This window comes from Streptomyces sp. SID13666 (assembly GCF_010548325.1).
Classification (GTDB): domain Bacteria; phylum Actinomycetota; class Actinomycetes; order Streptomycetales; family Streptomycetaceae; genus Actinacidiphila; species Actinacidiphila fildesensis.
In genome coordinates this window covers 321,371-337,198 of sequence record NZ_JAAGLX010000004.1, presented here as the reverse complement: position 1 = coordinate 337,198, position 15,828 = coordinate 321,371, and the positions used below count along the sequence as shown (strand labels likewise).

General features: G+C 71.5%; 12 protein-coding genes. 6 read left to right on the top strand and 6 right to left on the bottom strand.

Annotated features, from left to right (window positions below):
* The first annotated feature begins 63 nt into the window (after positions 1-63).
* Complete coding sequence (locus G3I60_RS10475; protein ID WP_164607035.1) at positions 64-2,991, top strand: FAD-binding and (Fe-S)-binding domain-containing protein; 2,928 nt, start codon at positions 64-66, stop codon at positions 2,989-2,991.
* A 139-nt stretch (positions 2,992-3,130) separates the two neighbouring features.
* Here the strand turns inward: G3I60_RS10475 and G3I60_RS10470 are convergent, their stop codons facing one another.
* Positions 3,131-4,231 carry a citrate synthase 2 gene (locus tag G3I60_RS10470; RefSeq protein WP_164295966.1) on the bottom strand — a complete coding sequence of 367 codons (1,101 nt, stop codon included), beginning with the start codon at positions 4,229-4,231 and terminating at the stop codon, positions 3,131-3,133.
* 393 nt (positions 4,232-4,624) lie between these two features.
* Here G3I60_RS10470 and pdxH point away from each other — a divergent pair, with 393 nt between their 5' ends.
* Both pdxH and G3I60_RS10460 read left to right on the top strand, forming a co-directional pair.
* A complete protein-coding gene (pdxH, locus tag G3I60_RS10465) occupies positions 4,625-5,266 on the top strand; it encodes a pyridoxamine 5'-phosphate oxidase (RefSeq protein ID WP_198357814.1) in 642 nt (213 codons plus the stop codon).
* Between the two features lie 355 nt (positions 5,267-5,621).
* A complete protein-coding gene (locus G3I60_RS10460) occupies positions 5,622-6,965 on the top strand; it encodes a PAS domain-containing protein (RefSeq protein ID WP_269288361.1) in 1,344 nt (447 codons plus the stop codon).
* Positions 6,966-7,081: 116 nt separating this feature from the next.
* Here G3I60_RS10460 and G3I60_RS10455 read toward each other — a convergent pair whose 3' ends face one another.
* A complete protein-coding gene (locus G3I60_RS10455; RefSeq protein ID WP_138353511.1) occupies positions 7,082-7,843 on the bottom strand; it encodes an SIS domain-containing protein in 762 nt (253 codons plus the stop codon).
* 117 nt (positions 7,844-7,960) lie between these two features.
* Here G3I60_RS10455 and G3I60_RS10450 point away from each other — a divergent pair, with 117 nt between their 5' ends.
* Positions 7,961-8,653, top strand: coding sequence for a metal-dependent transcriptional regulator (locus G3I60_RS10450; RefSeq protein ID WP_138353512.1), 693 nt, complete (start codon positions 7,961-7,963; stop codon positions 8,651-8,653).
* Between the two features lie 312 nt (positions 8,654-8,965).
* Positions 8,966-9,844 (top strand): alpha/beta fold hydrolase, encoded by an 879-nt coding sequence (locus G3I60_RS10445; protein ID WP_138353513.1) that lies wholly within the window; start codon positions 8,966-8,968, stop codon positions 9,842-9,844.
* A 16-nt stretch (positions 9,845-9,860) separates the two neighbouring features.
* On the opposite strand, the gene G3I60_RS10440 is transcribed toward G3I60_RS10445, so the two are convergent.
* The 4 genes from G3I60_RS10440 to G3I60_RS10425 all read right to left on the bottom strand — a co-directional run bounded on the left by G3I60_RS10440 (position 9,861) and on the right by G3I60_RS10425 (position 13,189).
* A complete protein-coding gene (locus tag G3I60_RS10440; protein WP_164295969.1) occupies positions 9,861-10,532 on the bottom strand; it encodes a hypothetical protein in 672 nt (223 codons plus the stop codon).
* A 13-nt stretch (positions 10,533-10,545) separates the two neighbouring features.
* Positions 10,546-11,439, bottom strand: a complete 894-nt coding sequence (locus G3I60_RS10435) for a hypothetical protein (RefSeq protein WP_164295970.1) — start codon at positions 11,437-11,439, stop codon at positions 10,546-10,548.
* 110 nt (positions 11,440-11,549) lie between these two features.
* Complete coding sequence (locus tag G3I60_RS10430) at positions 11,550-12,893, bottom strand: putative T7SS-secreted protein (protein WP_164295971.1); 1,344 nt, start codon at positions 12,891-12,893, stop codon at positions 11,550-11,552.
* Positions 12,890-13,189: a hypothetical protein gene (locus G3I60_RS10425; RefSeq protein WP_187144916.1), complete on the bottom strand. Its 300-nt coding sequence runs from the start codon at positions 13,187-13,189 to the stop codon at positions 12,890-12,892. Before G3I60_RS10425 ends, G3I60_RS10430 begins: the two co-directional genes overlap by 4 nt.
* Positions 13,190-13,562: 373 nt before the next feature.
* Here G3I60_RS10425 and G3I60_RS10420 point away from each other — a divergent pair, with 373 nt between their 5' ends.
* Entirely contained in the window at positions 13,563-15,815 is a 2,253-nt protein-coding gene (locus tag G3I60_RS10420; protein ID WP_164295973.1) for a serine/threonine-protein kinase, read from the top strand.
* The last annotated feature ends 13 nt before the right edge of the window (positions 15,816-15,828 follow it).

Here is a 15,828-nt window from a genome sequence, read left to right as displayed (position 1 = left end):
GAAGCGTAATCCGTCCTGAACCCGGTCCCGCTACTGGTCCACCCGGTGAGACAAGGTTGGCGTATGGATCTTGAGCAGGCGATGCGGGCGGCGGTACGCGGCACGGTCGCGTTCGACGCGGGGGCGCGGGCACTGGTGACGATGGACGCGTCGAACTACCGGAGGGTCCCGCTGGGCGTGGTGGCGCCCCGCGACGTGGACGACGTGGTGGCGGCGCTGGCGGTGTGCCGCGAGTACGGCGTGCCGGTGGTGCCGCGCGGCGGGGGCACCTCGATCGCCGGGCAGGCGACGGGGGTCGGAGTGGTGCTGGACTTCACCCGCCACATGCGGGCGATCGAGCACATCGACCCCGAGGCGCGCACCGCGGTCGTGCAGCCGGGTGTGGTCCTCGACGATCTGCGGGCGGCGGCCGCCGGCCACGGGCTGACCTTCGGCCCGGATCCGTCCACCCACAGCCGCTGCACCCTCGGCGGCATGATCGGCAACAACGCGTGCGGCTCGCATTCGGTCGCCTGGGGGACGACCGCAGACAACGTGCACGAGCTGGAGGTGCTGACCTACGGCGGGGAGCGGGCCACGCTCGGCCGCGGCCTGCCGGGGCCGCTGCACGACCGGACCGCCGCCTTCGCCGACGCGCGGCTGTCCGTGCTCCGCACCGGCTTCCCCGACCTGCCGCGCCGGATCTCCGGCTACGCCCTGGACCGGCTGCTCCCCGAGCACGGCCGGGATCTGGCGCGTGCCTTCACCGGCAGCGAGGGCACCCTGGGCGTGCTGACCCGCGCCACCGTACGGCTGGTGGAGCCGCCGGCCGCCCGCGCGCTGGCCGTGCTCGGGTACGAGGACGAGAGCGCCGCCGCCGAAGCCGCGCACCTGCTGCTGCCCCACCACCCGCTGACCGTCGAGGGCATGGCGGCCGACCTGGTGGGCGCCACCGCCCGGGAGTCGCTGCCGCGCGGCGCCGCCTGGCTGTTCGTGGAGATGGGCGGCGGCACCGCGGCCGAGGCGCGGGCCCGCGCCTCGGAGCTGTGCCGCCACGCCGCCGCCGACGGCGCCAGGGACCACACCGTCGTCTCGGAGCCGGCCGACCAGCGCGCCCTGTGGCGGATCCGCGAGGACGCCTCGGGGACCGCGACCCGGATGCCCGACGGCACCGAGGCATGGCCTGGCTGGGAGGACTGCGCGGTGCCGCCGGACCGGCTGGGCGCGTATCTGCGGGAGTTCAGGGCGCTGTTGGGCGAGCACGGCTTGCGCGGCTCCCCGTACGGACACTTCGGCGACGGCTGCGTGCATGTCCGTATCGACTTCGACCTGCTGACGCCGGCGGGCATCGCCCGCTTCCGGCGCTTCTCCGAGGCGACCGCCGACCTGGTCGTCGCCCACGGTGGCTCGCTGTCGGGCGAGCATGGCGACGGCCAGGCGCGGGCGGAACTCCTGCCGAAGATGTACGGCCCCGAACTCGTGGCTCTCTTTGGAGTTTTCAAGGATCTCTGGGACCCGGCGGGCGGAATGAATCCCGGGATGCTCGTCCGCCCCGCTCCTATGGATAGCAACCTCCGCTTCGGCGTGCTGCCGTCCCGTGCGTCGCATCCCGTCGATGTCGAGTTCACCTATCCGGGTGACGGCGGCGATTTCACAGCGGCCGTCCGGCGCTGCGTCGGCGTCGGCAAATGCCGTACGTCCGCGACCACCTCGTCCGGCGGGGACAGCGTGATGTGCCCGTCGTACCGGGTGACGGGGGAGGAGCGGCACTCCACGCGCGGCCGCGCCCGGCTGCTGCACGAGATGCTCGCCGGCGAGATCATCGAGGACGGCTGGCGGTCGGAGGAGGTCCGCGACGCGCTCGACCTGTGCCTTTCCTGCAAGGGCTGCCGCAGCGACTGCCCGGTCGAGGTGGACATGGCGACGTACAAGGCCGAGTTCCTGCACCACCACTACGCAGGACGGCTGCGCCCCCGCTCGCACTACTCGATGGGATGGCTCCCGGTCTGGCTGCGAGCCGCCGCACCGTATGCGCGCGTCCTGAACGCCCTGGCCCGGGGGCCGCTGGCGGGGGTGGCCAAGCGCGCCGGCGGCATCGCGCCGCAACGCCACATCCCCGCGCTGGCCCACGAGCCCTTCCGCACTTGGTGGAACCACCGCGCCCTCCGCCGGCAGGCCGGCCGCCCGGCCGGGGTGGGCAAGACCGCGACGGACATCGCTGGCACGACCGCGCCCGGCACGACGAAGGCAGGCACGACCGCGCCCGGCACGACGAAGGCAGGCACGACCGCGCCCGGCACGACCGTCGTGCTGTGGCCCGACACCTTCACGAACTATCTGTCGCCGCAGGTCGGACAGGCCGCGGTGAAGGTGCTGGAGGCAGCCGGCCTGCGGGTCGTCCTGCCGCCGAAGGCCGTCTGCTGCGGTCTGACGTGGGTGTCCACCGGGCAGCTGGACCGGGCCCGTACGGTCATGCGCCGCACGGTCGACGCCCTCGCACCCGCGCTGGACGCCGGGCTGCCGATCGTCGTCCTCGAACCCAGCTGCGGGGCGGCGCTCCGCGCCGACCTGCCGGAACTGCTCGGCTCCGGCGATCCCCGCGCGGCCCGGCTGGCCGCCTCCGTCCGGACCTTCGCGCAGGTGCTGGAGGAGCTGGCCCCCGACTGGGTGCCGCCCCGCCTCGACCGTGCGGTCGTCGGACAGACGCACTGCCACCAGCACGCCGTGCTCGGCGACGCCGCAGAACGGCGGCTGCGCGAGCGCGCCGGCCTCACCGGCACGCTCACCGGCGGCTGCTGCGGTCTGGCCGGCAACTTCGGCTTCGAGCAGGGCCACTACGACGTGTCGGTGGCCTGCGCCGAGGAGCAACTGCTCCCGGCGGTCCGGGAGGCACCCGCGGGGGCCGCCGTTCTGGCGGACGGGTTCTCCTGCCGCACGCAGCTCGCGGAGCTGGCCGACACCCCGGGCCGGCACCTGGTCGAACTCCTGGCGGAGGCGCTGCCGGACGCCTGAACCAAGGGCAGGGGGGCCGGACGCCTGAATCCAGGGCGTCAGGACGGCAGGGCCCGCCAACGACTGTGGCCTGCTCCCACCCCGTACGAGGGTGGGAGCAGGCCACAGCATCAACGATTCAGCAGCACCTGACGTGGACTCAGTGCCCGATGCCCGCGAAGCCGTCGACGTCGCGCGGGTCGCGCGGGCCGGGGCCCATGTAGCGGGCGGAGGGGCGGACGAGCCGGCCGGTGCGCTTCTGCTCCAGGATGTGGGCCGACCAGCCCGCCGTCCGGGCACAGGTGAACATCGACGTGAACATGTGCGCCGGAACCTCGGCGAAGTCCAGGACGATCGCCGCCCAGAACTCCACGTTGGTGGCGAGCACCCGGTCGGGGCGCCGCGCGTGCAGCTCCGCGAGCGCCGCCTTCTCCAGCGCCTCGGCGACCTCGAAGCGGGGGGCGCCCAGTTCCTTCGCCGTACGCCGCAGCACGCGCGCACGCGGGTCCTCGGCGCGGTACACGCGGTGGCCGAAGCCCATCAGGCGCTCGCCCTTGTCCAGGGCGCGCTTGACGTAGGCGCTCGCGTCGCCGGTCCGCTCGATCTCCTCGATCATGCCGAGGACGCGGGAGGGGGCGCCGCCGTGCAGCGGGCCCGACATGGCGCCGACGGCGCCCGACAGGGCCGCGGCCACGTCGGCACCCGTGGAGGCGATGACGCGGGCGGTGAACGTGGAGGCGTTCATGCCGTGCTCCGCGGCGGACGTCCAGTACGCGTCGACGGCGGCCACGTGCTTCGGGTCGGGCTCACCGCGCCAGCGGATCATGAAGCGCTCGACGATCGTCTGCGCCTTGTCGATCTCCTTCTGCGGCACCATGGCGAGGCCCTGGCCGCGCGCCGACTGGGCGACGTAGGAGAGCGCCATGACGGCGGCGCGCGCGAGGTCGTCACGGGCCTCGTCGACGTCGATGTCCAGCAGCGGTTTCAGACCCCACACGGGGGCGAGCATGGCGAGCGCCGACTGGACGTCGACACGGATGTCGCCGGAGTGCACCGGGATCGGGAACGGCTCGGCAGGCGGCAGGCCCGGATTGAACTTGCCGTCGACCAGCAGGCCCCACACGTTTCCGAATGAGACATGGCTGACGAGATCTTCGATGTCGACGCCTCGGTAACGGAGAGAGCCGCCTTCCTTGTCAGGTTCGGCGATCTCCGTCTCGAACGCGACTACTCCTTCGAGTCCGGGTACGAAGTCGGACATCAGGCGGCTCCTCGTGATGTGGTCGACAGGTGCTTGGCCGGCCGACTGCTTGGACGGCCGTTCCGGTAATGCCCCGCTCAGGTGATGGTCACCCTGCTCCATCGGAGACCCGAGGCCGGAGTCAGAAACGGTATCTCTTGATGTCAAGAGGCCACAGCTGCCCGACCCGCAATTCTGTCGGTTCTGGCACATGACGGGAAGCGTGAGGTGCGGCACACTCTTCGGCCCGGCCGGCCGGTTTCCGGCCCTTTTCCGGCCCGGATACCCCCTACCGGCCACCGCGCCGACCCCACGGGATCCCCGGCAGGACGGCCCGCGTGGCGCACCGCCGGGACGTACGGGTCCCAGGGGATGCAAGATGTCCGGGTGCAGCATCATGTCGATCCCGCCGTCATGCGCGAGCAGTACCGCGCCCAGGGTCTCACCGAGGCCGAGCTGGCCGCGGACCCGTACTCGCAGTTCACCCGCTGGTTCGCGGACACCGTGACCGCCGGCCTCACCGAGCCGAACGCGATGATCGTCTCGACCGCCGACGCCGAGGGCCGCCCCAGCTCACGGACCGTGCTCCTCAAGGGCTTCGACCCGCGCGGCTTCGTCTTCTACACGAACTACGGCTCCCGCAAGGGCCGCGATCTGGTGGAGAATCCGCAGATCTCGCTGCTCTTCCCCTGGCATCCGATCGCCCGCCAGGTCATCGTCTCCGGCACGGTCGAACGCGTCTCGACGGACGAGACCGCCCGGTACTTCCGCAGCCGCCCGCACGGTTCGCGGCTGGGCGCGTGGGCCAGTGCGCAGTCCTCGGTCGTGGAGTCCCGGGAGGAGCTGGAACGCCGCTACGCGGAGCTGGAGGCGCGCTACCCGGAGGGCAGCGACGTCCCGGTGCCGACGTACTGGGGAGGCATCCGGGTGCGCGCCCGGAGCGTGGAATTCTGGCAGGGGCGCGAAAACCGGCTGCACGACCGACTGCGCTACGAGCGCGCCGACGGGGAGAACAGCGAAACGGGCTCCTGGAACGTCGTACGGCTGGCGCCGTAGAACCCGGCGGCCACGCGGCCTTTCGACAACGCACACGCGGTCTTTCGACAACGCAAACGACCCGCGGGCTGCTCCCTGGAGTTTCCTCCAGGCACCGGCCGGACAAGTCCGACGAGCCCGCGGGTCGGGTGACTGCGTGGGATTGGCCCGCCCCTCGACCCCGTGCACGGAGTCTGCGCGACGAGCTTGGTGCGCGGGACTAGCCCGCAGTCACCTCACGTGTCCGACTGCACATCATGCTGCGAACCACCTCCCTTCATGTGTGACCGCAACATTAGGAACCGGCCCCGGGACGCACAACCGATTTATCGAAATGCCGTGTGGGCTGAGTCACACCGGGGTTGAATGATTCGACGTGCAGCCATTCGATGCGAAGCCGCTCAGTGATGGCGACGAGCAGCTACTCGCCGCTCTGCTCGACGGTATGGAGGCGGGCCTGTGCGCCTTTGACCGCGACGGTGTCATCACCCACTGGAATTCCGAAGCCGTACGGATCCTCGGCTGGTCGGCGGACGATGCCGTCGGCCGCCGCGGCTTCTCGGGCTGGGCCGCCCGTAGCGCCGACGCGCACGACGTGCAGACGAGGCTGCTCGGCGCCATGGACGCGCCCGGCCGCCAGGTGCACGAGTTCGCGCTGCTGACCAAGGACGGCCACCGGGTGCTCGTCCGCACCCAGTCCGCGGCCGTGCAGGGTCAGGACGGCCGCCCCGCCGGGGTCTACTGCGCCTTCTCCGAGGTGCACGCCCAGATCGACCTGGAACGCTCCATCGCGCTCAGCGAGGCGCTCTTCGACGACGCCTCGTGGGGTGTCGTCCTGATCGACGCGGACCTGCGGCCCGCCGTCGTGAACGCGCACGCCGCCCGCCTGCTGCGCACCGGCCGGGACACCCTGCTCGGCCGGCCGCTCGGCGATCTGCTGGAGCAGGGCCTGGAGGAGCTGGAGACGGCGCTGCAGCACGTGCTCGCGGAGGGCAGCCCGCCGGTCCCGTCCGAGCTGTGGCTGAGCCTGCGCGGCGACGAGAGCGCCAAACGGCACTGCTGGCGCAGCGGGTTCGTCCGCCTCGGGTCTCCGCTCGGCGAGGAACCGGTGCCGCTGGGCGTCGGGTGGCTGTTCCTGGACGTGACGGAGGCCAAACTCGCGGAGCAAGAAGGATCGTTGCTGCGCTTCCGGCACAACCAGCTGCACCGGGCGGGGCGTACGGCGTCCGAGTGCGAGGACCCGGTGGAGGCCGCGACCACCTATCTGGACTTCGCGCTGGCCGGGTTCGCCGACCACGCGTTGGTCGACCTCGCCGGGGACGACGGCCGGCTGGTGCGCGCCGCCTCTACCCCGGAGGGGTCCTCGGGGCCGTGTCTGCCCGTTCCGGTCGGCACGATCCCGGTGGCGTACGGGGCGGCGCACCCCGTGCTGCAGGCCGTGGAGCGGATCGGCACCGTACGCGCCAGCTTCGGCGCCCTCGCCGCGGCCGAGCCCGCCTCGCGGGCCAGGATCGACGAGTGGGCGGCGGCCCGCCGTTGGCCCGAGGGGACGGTCCACGGCCTCTCCACGGTCCTGCGGAGCCGCGGACGCACTCTGGGCGCCGTCACGTTCCTGCGGGGCGCGGGGCGCCGTCTCTTCGACCGTTCCGACGCGGCGTACGCGGAGGACGTGGCGGTGCGGGTGGCCGCGGCGCTGGACCTGGCGCAGCAACTGGGCTGAGGGCCGGGCCGAGAGCTGGGCCGAGAGCTGTGCCGGGGCGGCGCCGCCCCGGCACGCCGAACGGCCCGGCGGCCTGCCGCCTCAGCGGCGGATCAGTGGCGGAAGAAGATCCGCCCTCAGTGGCGGAAGAAGATCCGTGAGCCGTACTCCTCGAAGATGCGCCCGTTCCAGTCATGGCCGCCGTCCACGTTCCCCGAGCGCAGCAGTGGCGGCGTGATGCCGCGGGCAGCGAGCTCCGCGACCGCGGTGGCGACGACGGCCTGCATGAGGGCGCTGGTCACCACGGTCGAGGCGGGGGCGAAGGGGGCCGGGACGTCGTCGCGGACGATCTCCGCGTCGCCGACGGCGATCTTCGAGTCGAGCACGATGTCGCAGTGGTCCTTGAGGAACGTGCCGGACGCGTGCCGGGGCTTGGTCTCCTTGGCGTAGGCCACGGAGGTGACGCCGATGACCGTCAGGCCGAGGGCGCGGGCGTTCTGCGCCATTTCGACCGGCAGGGCGTTGCGTCCGGACAGCGAGATGACGACGAGGACGTCGCCGGGCTTGGCCGGACTGGTGTCGAGCACGGCGCCCGCGAGGCCGTCGACCCGTTCCAGGGCGCTGCCCAGGGTCGCGGGCATGACGTCGATACCGACGACGCCGGGCACCGCGAGCAGGTTGACCAGGGCGAGGCCGCCCGCGCGGTAGACGACGTCCTGGGCGGCGAGCGAGGAGTGCCCGGCGCCGAAGGCGAAGATCCGGTTGCCGTTGGCGATGGCGTCGGCGATGGCCTTGCCCGCCGCTGTGATACCTGCGGACTCCTCGTCCCGTACCCTCCGGAGAAGGGCGATGGCCGCATCGAAGTATTCGCCGGCCAGATCGTCGCGGGGCTCACTCATGCGGATCACCGTGCGGCCACGCTGCCGTCGCTGTCAAGAATCCCGCGCCGGGGCCGGTTGTCGGTGGGATGCGTCAGAATTGGTGCAGGGCCACGCACTAGCTATTGAGGGGCGCGCATGTCCGGACTCATCGACACGACGGAGATGTATCTCCGCACCATCCTGGAGCTGGAAGAGGAGGGTGTGGTCCCCATGCGCGCCCGAATCGCCGAGCGGCTCGATCAGAGCGGCCCGACGGTCAGCCAAACGGTGGCGCGCATGGAACGTGACGGCCTGGTGCATGTCGCCGGTGACCGTCACCTGGAACTGACCGACGAAGGCCGGCGGACGGCGACGCGCGTGATGCGCAAGCACCGGATCGCCGAATGCCTGCTCGTCGACGTGATCGGCCTGGAGTGGGAGCAGGTGCACGCCGAGGCCTGCCGCTGGGAGCACGTCATGAGCGAGGCGGTGGAGCGCAAGGTGCTGGAGCTGTTGCGGCACCCGACCGAGTCGCCGTACGGGAACCCGATCCCGGGTCTCGAGGAGCTGGGCGAGAAGGCCGAGGCGGATCCCTTCCTGGAGGAGGGCATGGTCAGCCTGGCGGAACTGTCGCCGGGCCCGGCCGGCGCCAGCGTCGTGGTGAAGCGGATCGGCGAGCCGATCCAGACCGATGCCCAGCTGATGTACACGCTGCGGCGGGCCGGTGTGCAGCCGGGCGCGGTGGTGAGTGTGACGACCTCCGCGGGCGGGGTGCTCGTGGGCAGTGGCGGTGAGGCCGCCGAGCTGGGTGCCGAGGTCGCGTCGCACGTCTTCGTGGCCAAGCGGTAGGACCCGCGGTTTGTCCTGGTGGGAGGGGGCGGGGGCCCCGGCGCCTGATGGCGCCGGGGCCCTCCTCCCCTTGTCCCTCCCCTGGTGGTGCTCCCCTCGGAGGACCCGGAACCCCGAGCTTCCCGAGTACTCCGCGCGACCGCTTCCCCTTCGTGTCGCGCCCCGCAGGAGATCTCCCCTCGGCTGCGGCGGTCAATCCTTGAGTGATGTCACTCGAAAGAGCGATGTTGTGCGCGTGGCCCGTCTTATCGAATAGAAGTTCGATAACGTAGGCGCCGGAAGACCCGACCAGTTCGTCAGGGGGTGCGGCACATGATCCGACGTATCGAGGTGACCGGAGCGGGCTCTGTCCGGCTCGCCGCCTGGGATTATGCCGCCGAGTCCAAGGAGGACGGCTCCGACGACCGACCCGGGGTCCTGCTGCTGCACGGACTCATGGGCCGGGCCTCGCACTGGGCCGGCACCGCCCGCCGGCTCGCCCCCCGCTACCGCGCCATCGCCCTGGACCAGCGCGGCCACGGGCGCAGCGACAAGCCCGAGGGCCCGTACAGCCGCGAGGCGTACCTCGCCGACGCCGAGGCGGCCGTGGAGCAGCTCGGCCTCGCTCCCGTCACCCTCGTCGGGCACTCCATGGGCGGTCTCACCGCCTGGCAGCTCGCCGCCCGCCGCCCGGACCTGGTGCGGGCCGTCGTCGTCTGCGACATGCGCGCCACCGCCCTCGGGGAGGCCAGCCAGCGCGAGTGGGAGTCCTGGTTCGCCTCCTGGCCACTGCCCTTCGCCAGCCTCGCCGACGTCCGCAGGTGGTTCGGTGAGGACGACCCCTGGGCCGATCCTCCGCGCCCCACCAGGGGCGATTTCTACACCGAGATCATGGAGGAGCGTGGTGACGGCTGGCGGCCCGTCTTCGCCCGCCGCCACATGCTCCGCTCCCGGGCCCCCTGGATCCTGGACGCCCACTGGGAGGAGCTCACCCAGGTCCGCTGCCCCGCCCTCGTCGTCCGCGGTCTGGAGGGCGAACTGGGGCGTGCCGAGGCCCAGGAGATGGTCCGCGTCCTGCCCCGCGGCAGCTACGCCGAGATCCCGGACGCCGGCCACCTCGTCCACTGGGAACAGCCCACCGCCTGGTACGAGACGGTGGAGCGCTTCCTCGAGGAGTCCGCGATACCGCGACAGCGCACCGAAACGAGCTGACAGCAGGTGGTGGGCGTTATGCGCCCTCGGCTGCCTGCTCCTCCGGCGGTGTGAAGCTCACGGTGCGCAGGATCGCGACCGTCATGTCGCTGATCTCGCCCCAGTAGTCCACAGCTGCCGTGTCGAGCGTGAAGACGGCGGTGAACGGACCGGTGGGGAACGGCACATAGACCTGGATCTGGCCGGTGAGCAGCGAGGCGTCCTCGCCGGTCGCGGTCATCTCGCCGCCGATGGTGATCTCCCGCATGGAGACGGCGGAGACGGCGGGACCGCACGGCAGGTCCAGCCAGCGCGCGTCGTTGAGCGGGTCGCGGGTCATGATCTCGCGCAGTCCCAGCGCGGCGACCTCGACCGACGGATGGTCGGACTCGACGGCGGAGACGGTGAACGAGCAGTGCGCGATGCCGCCGTCGTCGATGCCGAACAGGCCCATCGCCGAGAAGGCCAGGCCGCCTTCGGTCATCAGCTCGGCGAGTCCCGCGTAGAAGAGCGCCGCCGGCGTCCACAGGTCGTCGTCGCCGTTGGGGAACAGCTCCCGTACGAAGTCGGCCGCGCCCGCGGCGCGTTCCTCCGGGGTGGCGGCGATCGGGAGGGGGTGGAAGCCGTCGGGGACGACGAACCACATGGGAGGTATGTCCGGTCCGCCGAGGGCGGCCGGGACGGAGGGGGTGAGATCGGAAATGGTCATGGAGTCGTGTCGCTCACAGGTCGCCGGGTCGGGGTGCCGCGGGTGCGCCCGCGTCGTCCATCAGGATCGTGTGGGTTTCGAACAGGCCCTTGCCGAGCTTCGCCGGGACGCGTGCCTCGACCCGGACGATGCCGCTCGGGAGCACGGTGAAGGCCGGGGCCTCGGCGTTCGGCGGGAGTTCGGCCACGAAACGGGCGACGCGCTCGCGCTGGCCGCCGGTCAGCTGGTCGTCGGTCAGGGTGCGGACCGTGCCGTTCAGGTGCTGGACGACCTTGGCGGCGTTGTCGGCCGAGCCGGCGGACATCCGGACCCAGGATCCGTCCGCGAAGGTGATCAGCAGGTCGGCCTTGGTCTCGGCGTACTCCCGGCGTTCCGCCCGCGCGATGCTTTCGCGCGGCGCCTCCCAGAGCACGTCCGCCGGAGCCGTGACGGACGTGATGCCGAGGACGACCAGCCGGCGGTCGGTCACCACCGCGTCGGTGCGGTAGCCCTTGGCCCGCCGGGACGGGTCGAGCTGCCACGGCAGCGTACGGGCCACGGTGCCGGGCGCCGCCCACATGACGGGGAAGTCCTCGACCTCGTTCTCGGGGTCCTGCGGGTCGCCGCGCAGGGCGACGTCGCCGAAGGGCGAGCCCGGCGCGCCGCCCGCGTTGGAGATGAGGTTGAGCAGCAGCGGGATGCCCAGCCAGGCGGCGCGGCCGGCGCGCCGCGTCGTCTGCTCGCTCTTCGTCCGTGCGGTGAACTCCGGTCCCGGCGGCCAGCCGGCGGCCACCAGGTCCGGCTGGATGTCGTGGCGGCCGGTGTCCCGGTACCACCGCGAGCCGGAGACGGGCGGGGCCATCCCGGTCGCGAAGCGCAGTGTGGTGCGGAACAGCGAAGCCTCTCCCGCGTCCGGATACCAGTCCATCGTCTCGCCGTCCTCAGTGCTCGGGTGCCCGCCGACCAGGGTGGGGTGGATCGGCGAGCGGTGGATCAGGGTGCGGTGGTTCCGTGGGCGCCGGCCCGGTGGGCGGTGCCTCAGTGGGCGGTGGCCGCCTGGTTGAACCGGTCGCCCGGGTGCAGCGCCTCACCGATGTGCTGCGGGACCGACCATAGCTTCGGTGCGATCTTGATCCCGGCGTCGATACCGCGGCCGAGGCCGGACATCGGGTTGATCGCCCACTTGCCCTTGCTGATGAGATCCAGGCCGCGGGTGCCGAGCCACTGGCCCTTGGCGTAGTTCTGCTCGGCGACCAGGCCGAGCCGGCCCATCGTGCCCTCGGCCTTGATCAGTCCGCCGCTCTTGAGGCCCCACAGGCCGATCGTCTTGCCCTTGACGGTGAAGCTGACGGCGCCGGCCACCCGGTCGCCGACACCGACGATGTTGCGGCCGATGGTCGTCACCCCGCGGAAGCCTTCGCCGAGTTCGGCCGCGCGGCCGGCCGCCACGGCGCCGTCGGCGACCTTGACGCCCTTGGAGAACGCCCCGAGGCCGGGGACCGCACCGAGCGCGTCCAGCCCGATGGACATCCAGCTGACGTCCGCGCCGGCCGCCTTGGCGACGAGGTGCGCCACCAGGGCGAGGGCGCTGGTGGCCACCGCCGCGCCCGCGAAGATCGCGCCGAGCGGCTCGAACGGGGCCGTGATGATGGCGAGCATGCCGAGGATGCCGCTGAGGTCGCCGAGCAGGTCACCGATCAGCTTGATCATGTCGGCGTGGTCCTGGACCCACTTGACCGTGTCGTTCCAGGCGCCCTCGACGCCGCTGACCATGCGGTGGAAGAGGCCCGGCTTGTCGGGCGCCATGTCGCCGGCCTTGTCGAGGTCGTGACTGACGGACTGCGCGGCCCGGGTGAAGCGGTTGTGAAGCTCCTCGGCCCGGTGCCGGACGCCCTGCAGGGCGGTGTCGGCGTCGGTGACGTCCTTGTGCTTCTTCTTGTTCTCGTCGGCGGCCGTGGGGCTGGGGGAGGCGCCGGGCTGGGGGTGCGGGGTCTCGGTGCCGCTCGGGAGCCCGGTGGGGTTGGAGCCCAGCGCCCGCTTGGCGTCGTCGAGGGTGTCCTGCTTTGTCGCGGCCTCGCGCTCCAGCGCGGCGGCCTCGTCCTGGAAGCCGTGCAGTTGCTCGGCCCAGCCGCCGATCGCGGTGGCGGCGCGGCCGAAGGAGTCGTGCGCCTTCTTGATCAACGGGGTGACGTCATGGGATATGTGCTGGCTGAAGGCCTTGGCCGCCTCGCCCTTCCAGTAACCGCACTCGATCTGCTGCAACTCGCTGACGGTCGTCGTCAACTCGGTCGTCAGATCGCCCAGTTGCCGGGACAGCGCCCGGGTCTGCTCGACGTCGCCGGGCGTCGGATCGAACCCGAGGTGGGGGAAACTGCGGGTCACGAGCACGTGCCTTCCGGCTTGAGGGAGTTGGCGAGCTGGAGATCGGCGTCGTCGAAGGTCTTGCCGATCTGGTCGATCATCTGGACCGCGGTGTCGGCGTGCTCGCCGATCTGCTTGACGCCGTACTTCCACTCGTCCGCGAAGTCGTGCACGTCGTCGATGAGCTTGGGCGCCCCGACACCCTCACCGTTGGCGTTGCCCATGGTCCGGCTGACGTTCTCCATGCGCTGCGCGATGGTGGAGAACGTTCTGCGCAGGTCCCCCATCACGGTTCCGTTGATCTGCAGATCACCCATGGTTCATCCCGTTGCATTCGTTGAGCCTTGGTCGGTCCGGACCTCTCGGACGGTCACATCCGTGGTCCTGAAGAACGTGCCGGACGGGAGGTCCTCATCGATTGTTCCGTCCGGGCCGCTCCGGCTGATCTTCCAAATGATGGAGATCTTGCGTGGATACGGTGTCCCGTTCGTCATGCGCCGTTGGGCGACGTCACACGGCTGGGACGTCACTGGTGCGGCTGATGGTTCCCCACCCTACGCACGGGCCCAAAGGTGACGGGCCTACAGGTGAAGGGACCGCATCCGGGGTGCGAAACCCGGCGCAATAGGCTGCCCCGTCGGGGCGACCCGACCATACGTATGCGCACACAGGAGACGGGGGTGGCTGTTGATGCAGCCATTGGAGCCGGAAGACCCGCAGAGCCTAGGGGCCTACCGCCTGTTGGGACGGCTCGGCGCTGGTGGCATGGGGCGGGTCTATCTCGCCCGGTCGCCGGGCGGCCGGACCGTCGCCGTGAAGGTGGTCCGTCCCGAACTGGCCGAGGACGCGCAGTTCCGGGCGCGGTTCCGGCACGAGGTCGAGATCGCGCGGGCGGTCTCCGGGGCCTATACGGCGCCTGTCGTCGACGCCGACACCGAGGGCCGGCTGCCGTGGCTGGCGACCGCGTACGTACTCGGCCCGCCGCTCGACGAGGTGATCGAGCAGCACGGCCCGCTGCCCGAGGCGTCCGTGCGCGCGCTGGGTGCCGGGCTGGCCGAGGCGCTCGTGGTGATCCACGGCGCGGGACTCGTGCACCGGGATCTGAAGCCGTCCAACGTGCTGCTGGCCGCGGACGGGCCACGGGTGATCGACTTCGGTATCGCGCGGGCCGTCGACGGCGACCGGATGACCAGCACGGGCGTGGTCGTCGGCTCGCCCGGGTTCATACCGCCCGAGCAGGCGGTCGGTGAGGTGGCCGGGCCGGCGGGCGATGTCTTCTCGCTGGGCGTGGTGCTGGCGTACGCGGCCACCGGCCAGCAGCCGTTCGGGATCGGGACGGCGGCGTCGCTGCTCTACCAGGTGGTGCACGGCACCCCCAATCTGACCGAAGTGCCCGCTTCGCTACGGCCGTTGGTGCTGGCCTGTCTGCAGAAGGACCCGGCGCAGCGGCCGACACCGCAGCAGATCAGCGAGGCGCTGGCTCCGGAAGGAGCCGCCTCCGTACTGCACAACTGGCTGCCGGGCCCGGTCTCCTCGACCATCGCCCAGCACGCCTCGCGGATCCTCGACCTGGACACCCCCGCCCACGGGACGGGCGCGGCCACCGTGCCGCAGCCCCCGATGCCCGGCGAGGCGCCCACGCCCCGGACTCCGACCACCCTCGACCGGACAGCGCTGGAACCCGCCGCCGCTTCCGGCGCGCGCTCCCGGCGTGGGTTCCTCGCGCTCGGCGCGGGCATCGCGGTCGCGGCCGCGGGCGGCGGGGCCGTGTGGGCGTACAGCGGGAAGGGCGGTAAGGACCCGGTGGTCGATCCGACCGGCCTGGTGACGAACAGCAAGGGGCCCACGCCGGATCCGGTGTTCACCACCCCGGCGAACGGCATGAGCCCGAAGCCGCTGTGGCGCAAGCAGGCCCTATCGCTGAGCCTGCAATACGGCGTTCCGGCCCTGGCGTACGGCAATCTGATGATCATCTGTGGCAACCCGCTGATCGCGCACGACATCAGCACTGGTGAACTGAAGTGGTCCACCCCGGAGGTCGCGGACCTTTCGCGTGAACTGGTGATCGGCCACGATCTGCTGTTCTTCAGAAGCCCTGAGGCAAACGGTGACTTCGTCGGCATCAGCCCGGTGACCGGCAAGGAGGTCTGGCGCAGCAACCTGGGCGGACGGCTCACCGACCCGAAGCCGATCGCCGCCGACGACAAGCACGTGTATCTCATCGCCACGATCCAGGATCCCAACGCCACCGAGACCAGCAAGACCCGGACAGTGGTGGCCGCCGTCGACATCGGCACCCGCAAGATGCTGTGGCAGCAGGAACGTGACCCGGGCGCCGGTGACTGGGACGTGTCGGCGACGACCGACGGCAGCTATCTCGTGTACGCCGACAACAACTACAACGTGACAGTGCGCGAGGTGGCGCACGGCAAACAGGTGTGGACGAAGAAGGTGGGCGAGGACGCCGCCTATCGGCCGGTCCTGCACGGTGACAAGGTCGTCATCGGCGGCAAGTCCATGCGCGGCTACGACCTGAAGAGCGGCGCCGAGCGCTGGTCGGTACCCGCACAGCACAAGAACGGCTTCAGCTCCCCGCTCTCCTCCGCCGACGGTGTGGTGTATGGCGCCGTGGTGCTCAAGGGCGTCTGGGCGGTCGACGCGAAGAGCGGGAACGTGCTTTGGAAGCGCGAACTCACCGACGGGACCGGGCCGTTGCAGTTCGTACGGGCCGGGGACTCCGTCTACGGGGTGTCGTACTTTCAGGAGGGAGGAATCTTCGCCTTCGACGCCAAGAGCGGTGCCCCGCGCTGGATCTACCGGAACAGCGCCAACGACGGCCTCTCCGAGGACAAGGGTGGCGCCGGCGTCTGGACCCTCACCGCCGCGGGCAAGCGCCTGCTGGTGGTCCACGGGGACCTGCTCTACGCGCTTCCCGCCGTCTGACGGGCTTGTCCCT

Bases quoted from the DNA above. Each gene is read 5' to 3' on its own strand.
- G3I60_RS10475 (WP_164607035.1), top strand. From the start codon at position 64: ATGGATCTTGAGCAGGCGATGCGGGCGGCGGTACGCGGCACGGTCGCG.
- G3I60_RS10470 (WP_164295966.1), bottom strand. From the start codon at position 4,231: ATGTCCGACTTCGTACCCGGACTCGAAGGAGTAGTCGCGTTCGAGACG.
- pdxH (WP_198357814.1), top strand. From the start codon at position 4,625: ATGCGCGAGCAGTACCGCGCCCAGGGTCTCACCGAGGCCGAGCTGGCC.
- G3I60_RS10455 (WP_138353511.1), bottom strand. From the start codon at position 7,843: ATGAGTGAGCCCCGCGACGATCTGGCCGGCGAATACTTCGATGCGGCC.
- G3I60_RS10450 (WP_138353512.1), top strand. From the start codon at position 7,961: ATGTCCGGACTCATCGACACGACGGAGATGTATCTCCGCACCATCCTG.
- G3I60_RS10445 (WP_138353513.1), top strand. From the start codon at position 8,966: ATGATCCGACGTATCGAGGTGACCGGAGCGGGCTCTGTCCGGCTCGCC.
- G3I60_RS10440 (WP_164295969.1), bottom strand. From the start codon at position 10,532: ATGACCATTTCCGATCTCACCCCCTCCGTCCCGGCCGCCCTCGGCGGA.
- G3I60_RS10435 (WP_164295970.1), bottom strand. From the start codon at position 11,439: ATGGACTGGTATCCGGACGCGGGAGAGGCTTCGCTGTTCCGCACCACA.
- G3I60_RS10425 (WP_187144916.1), bottom strand. From the start codon at position 13,189: ATGGGTGATCTGCAGATCAACGGAACCGTGATGGGGGACCTGCGCAGA.
- G3I60_RS10420 (WP_164295973.1), top strand. From the start codon at position 13,563: ATGCAGCCATTGGAGCCGGAAGACCCGCAGAGCCTAGGGGCCTACCGC.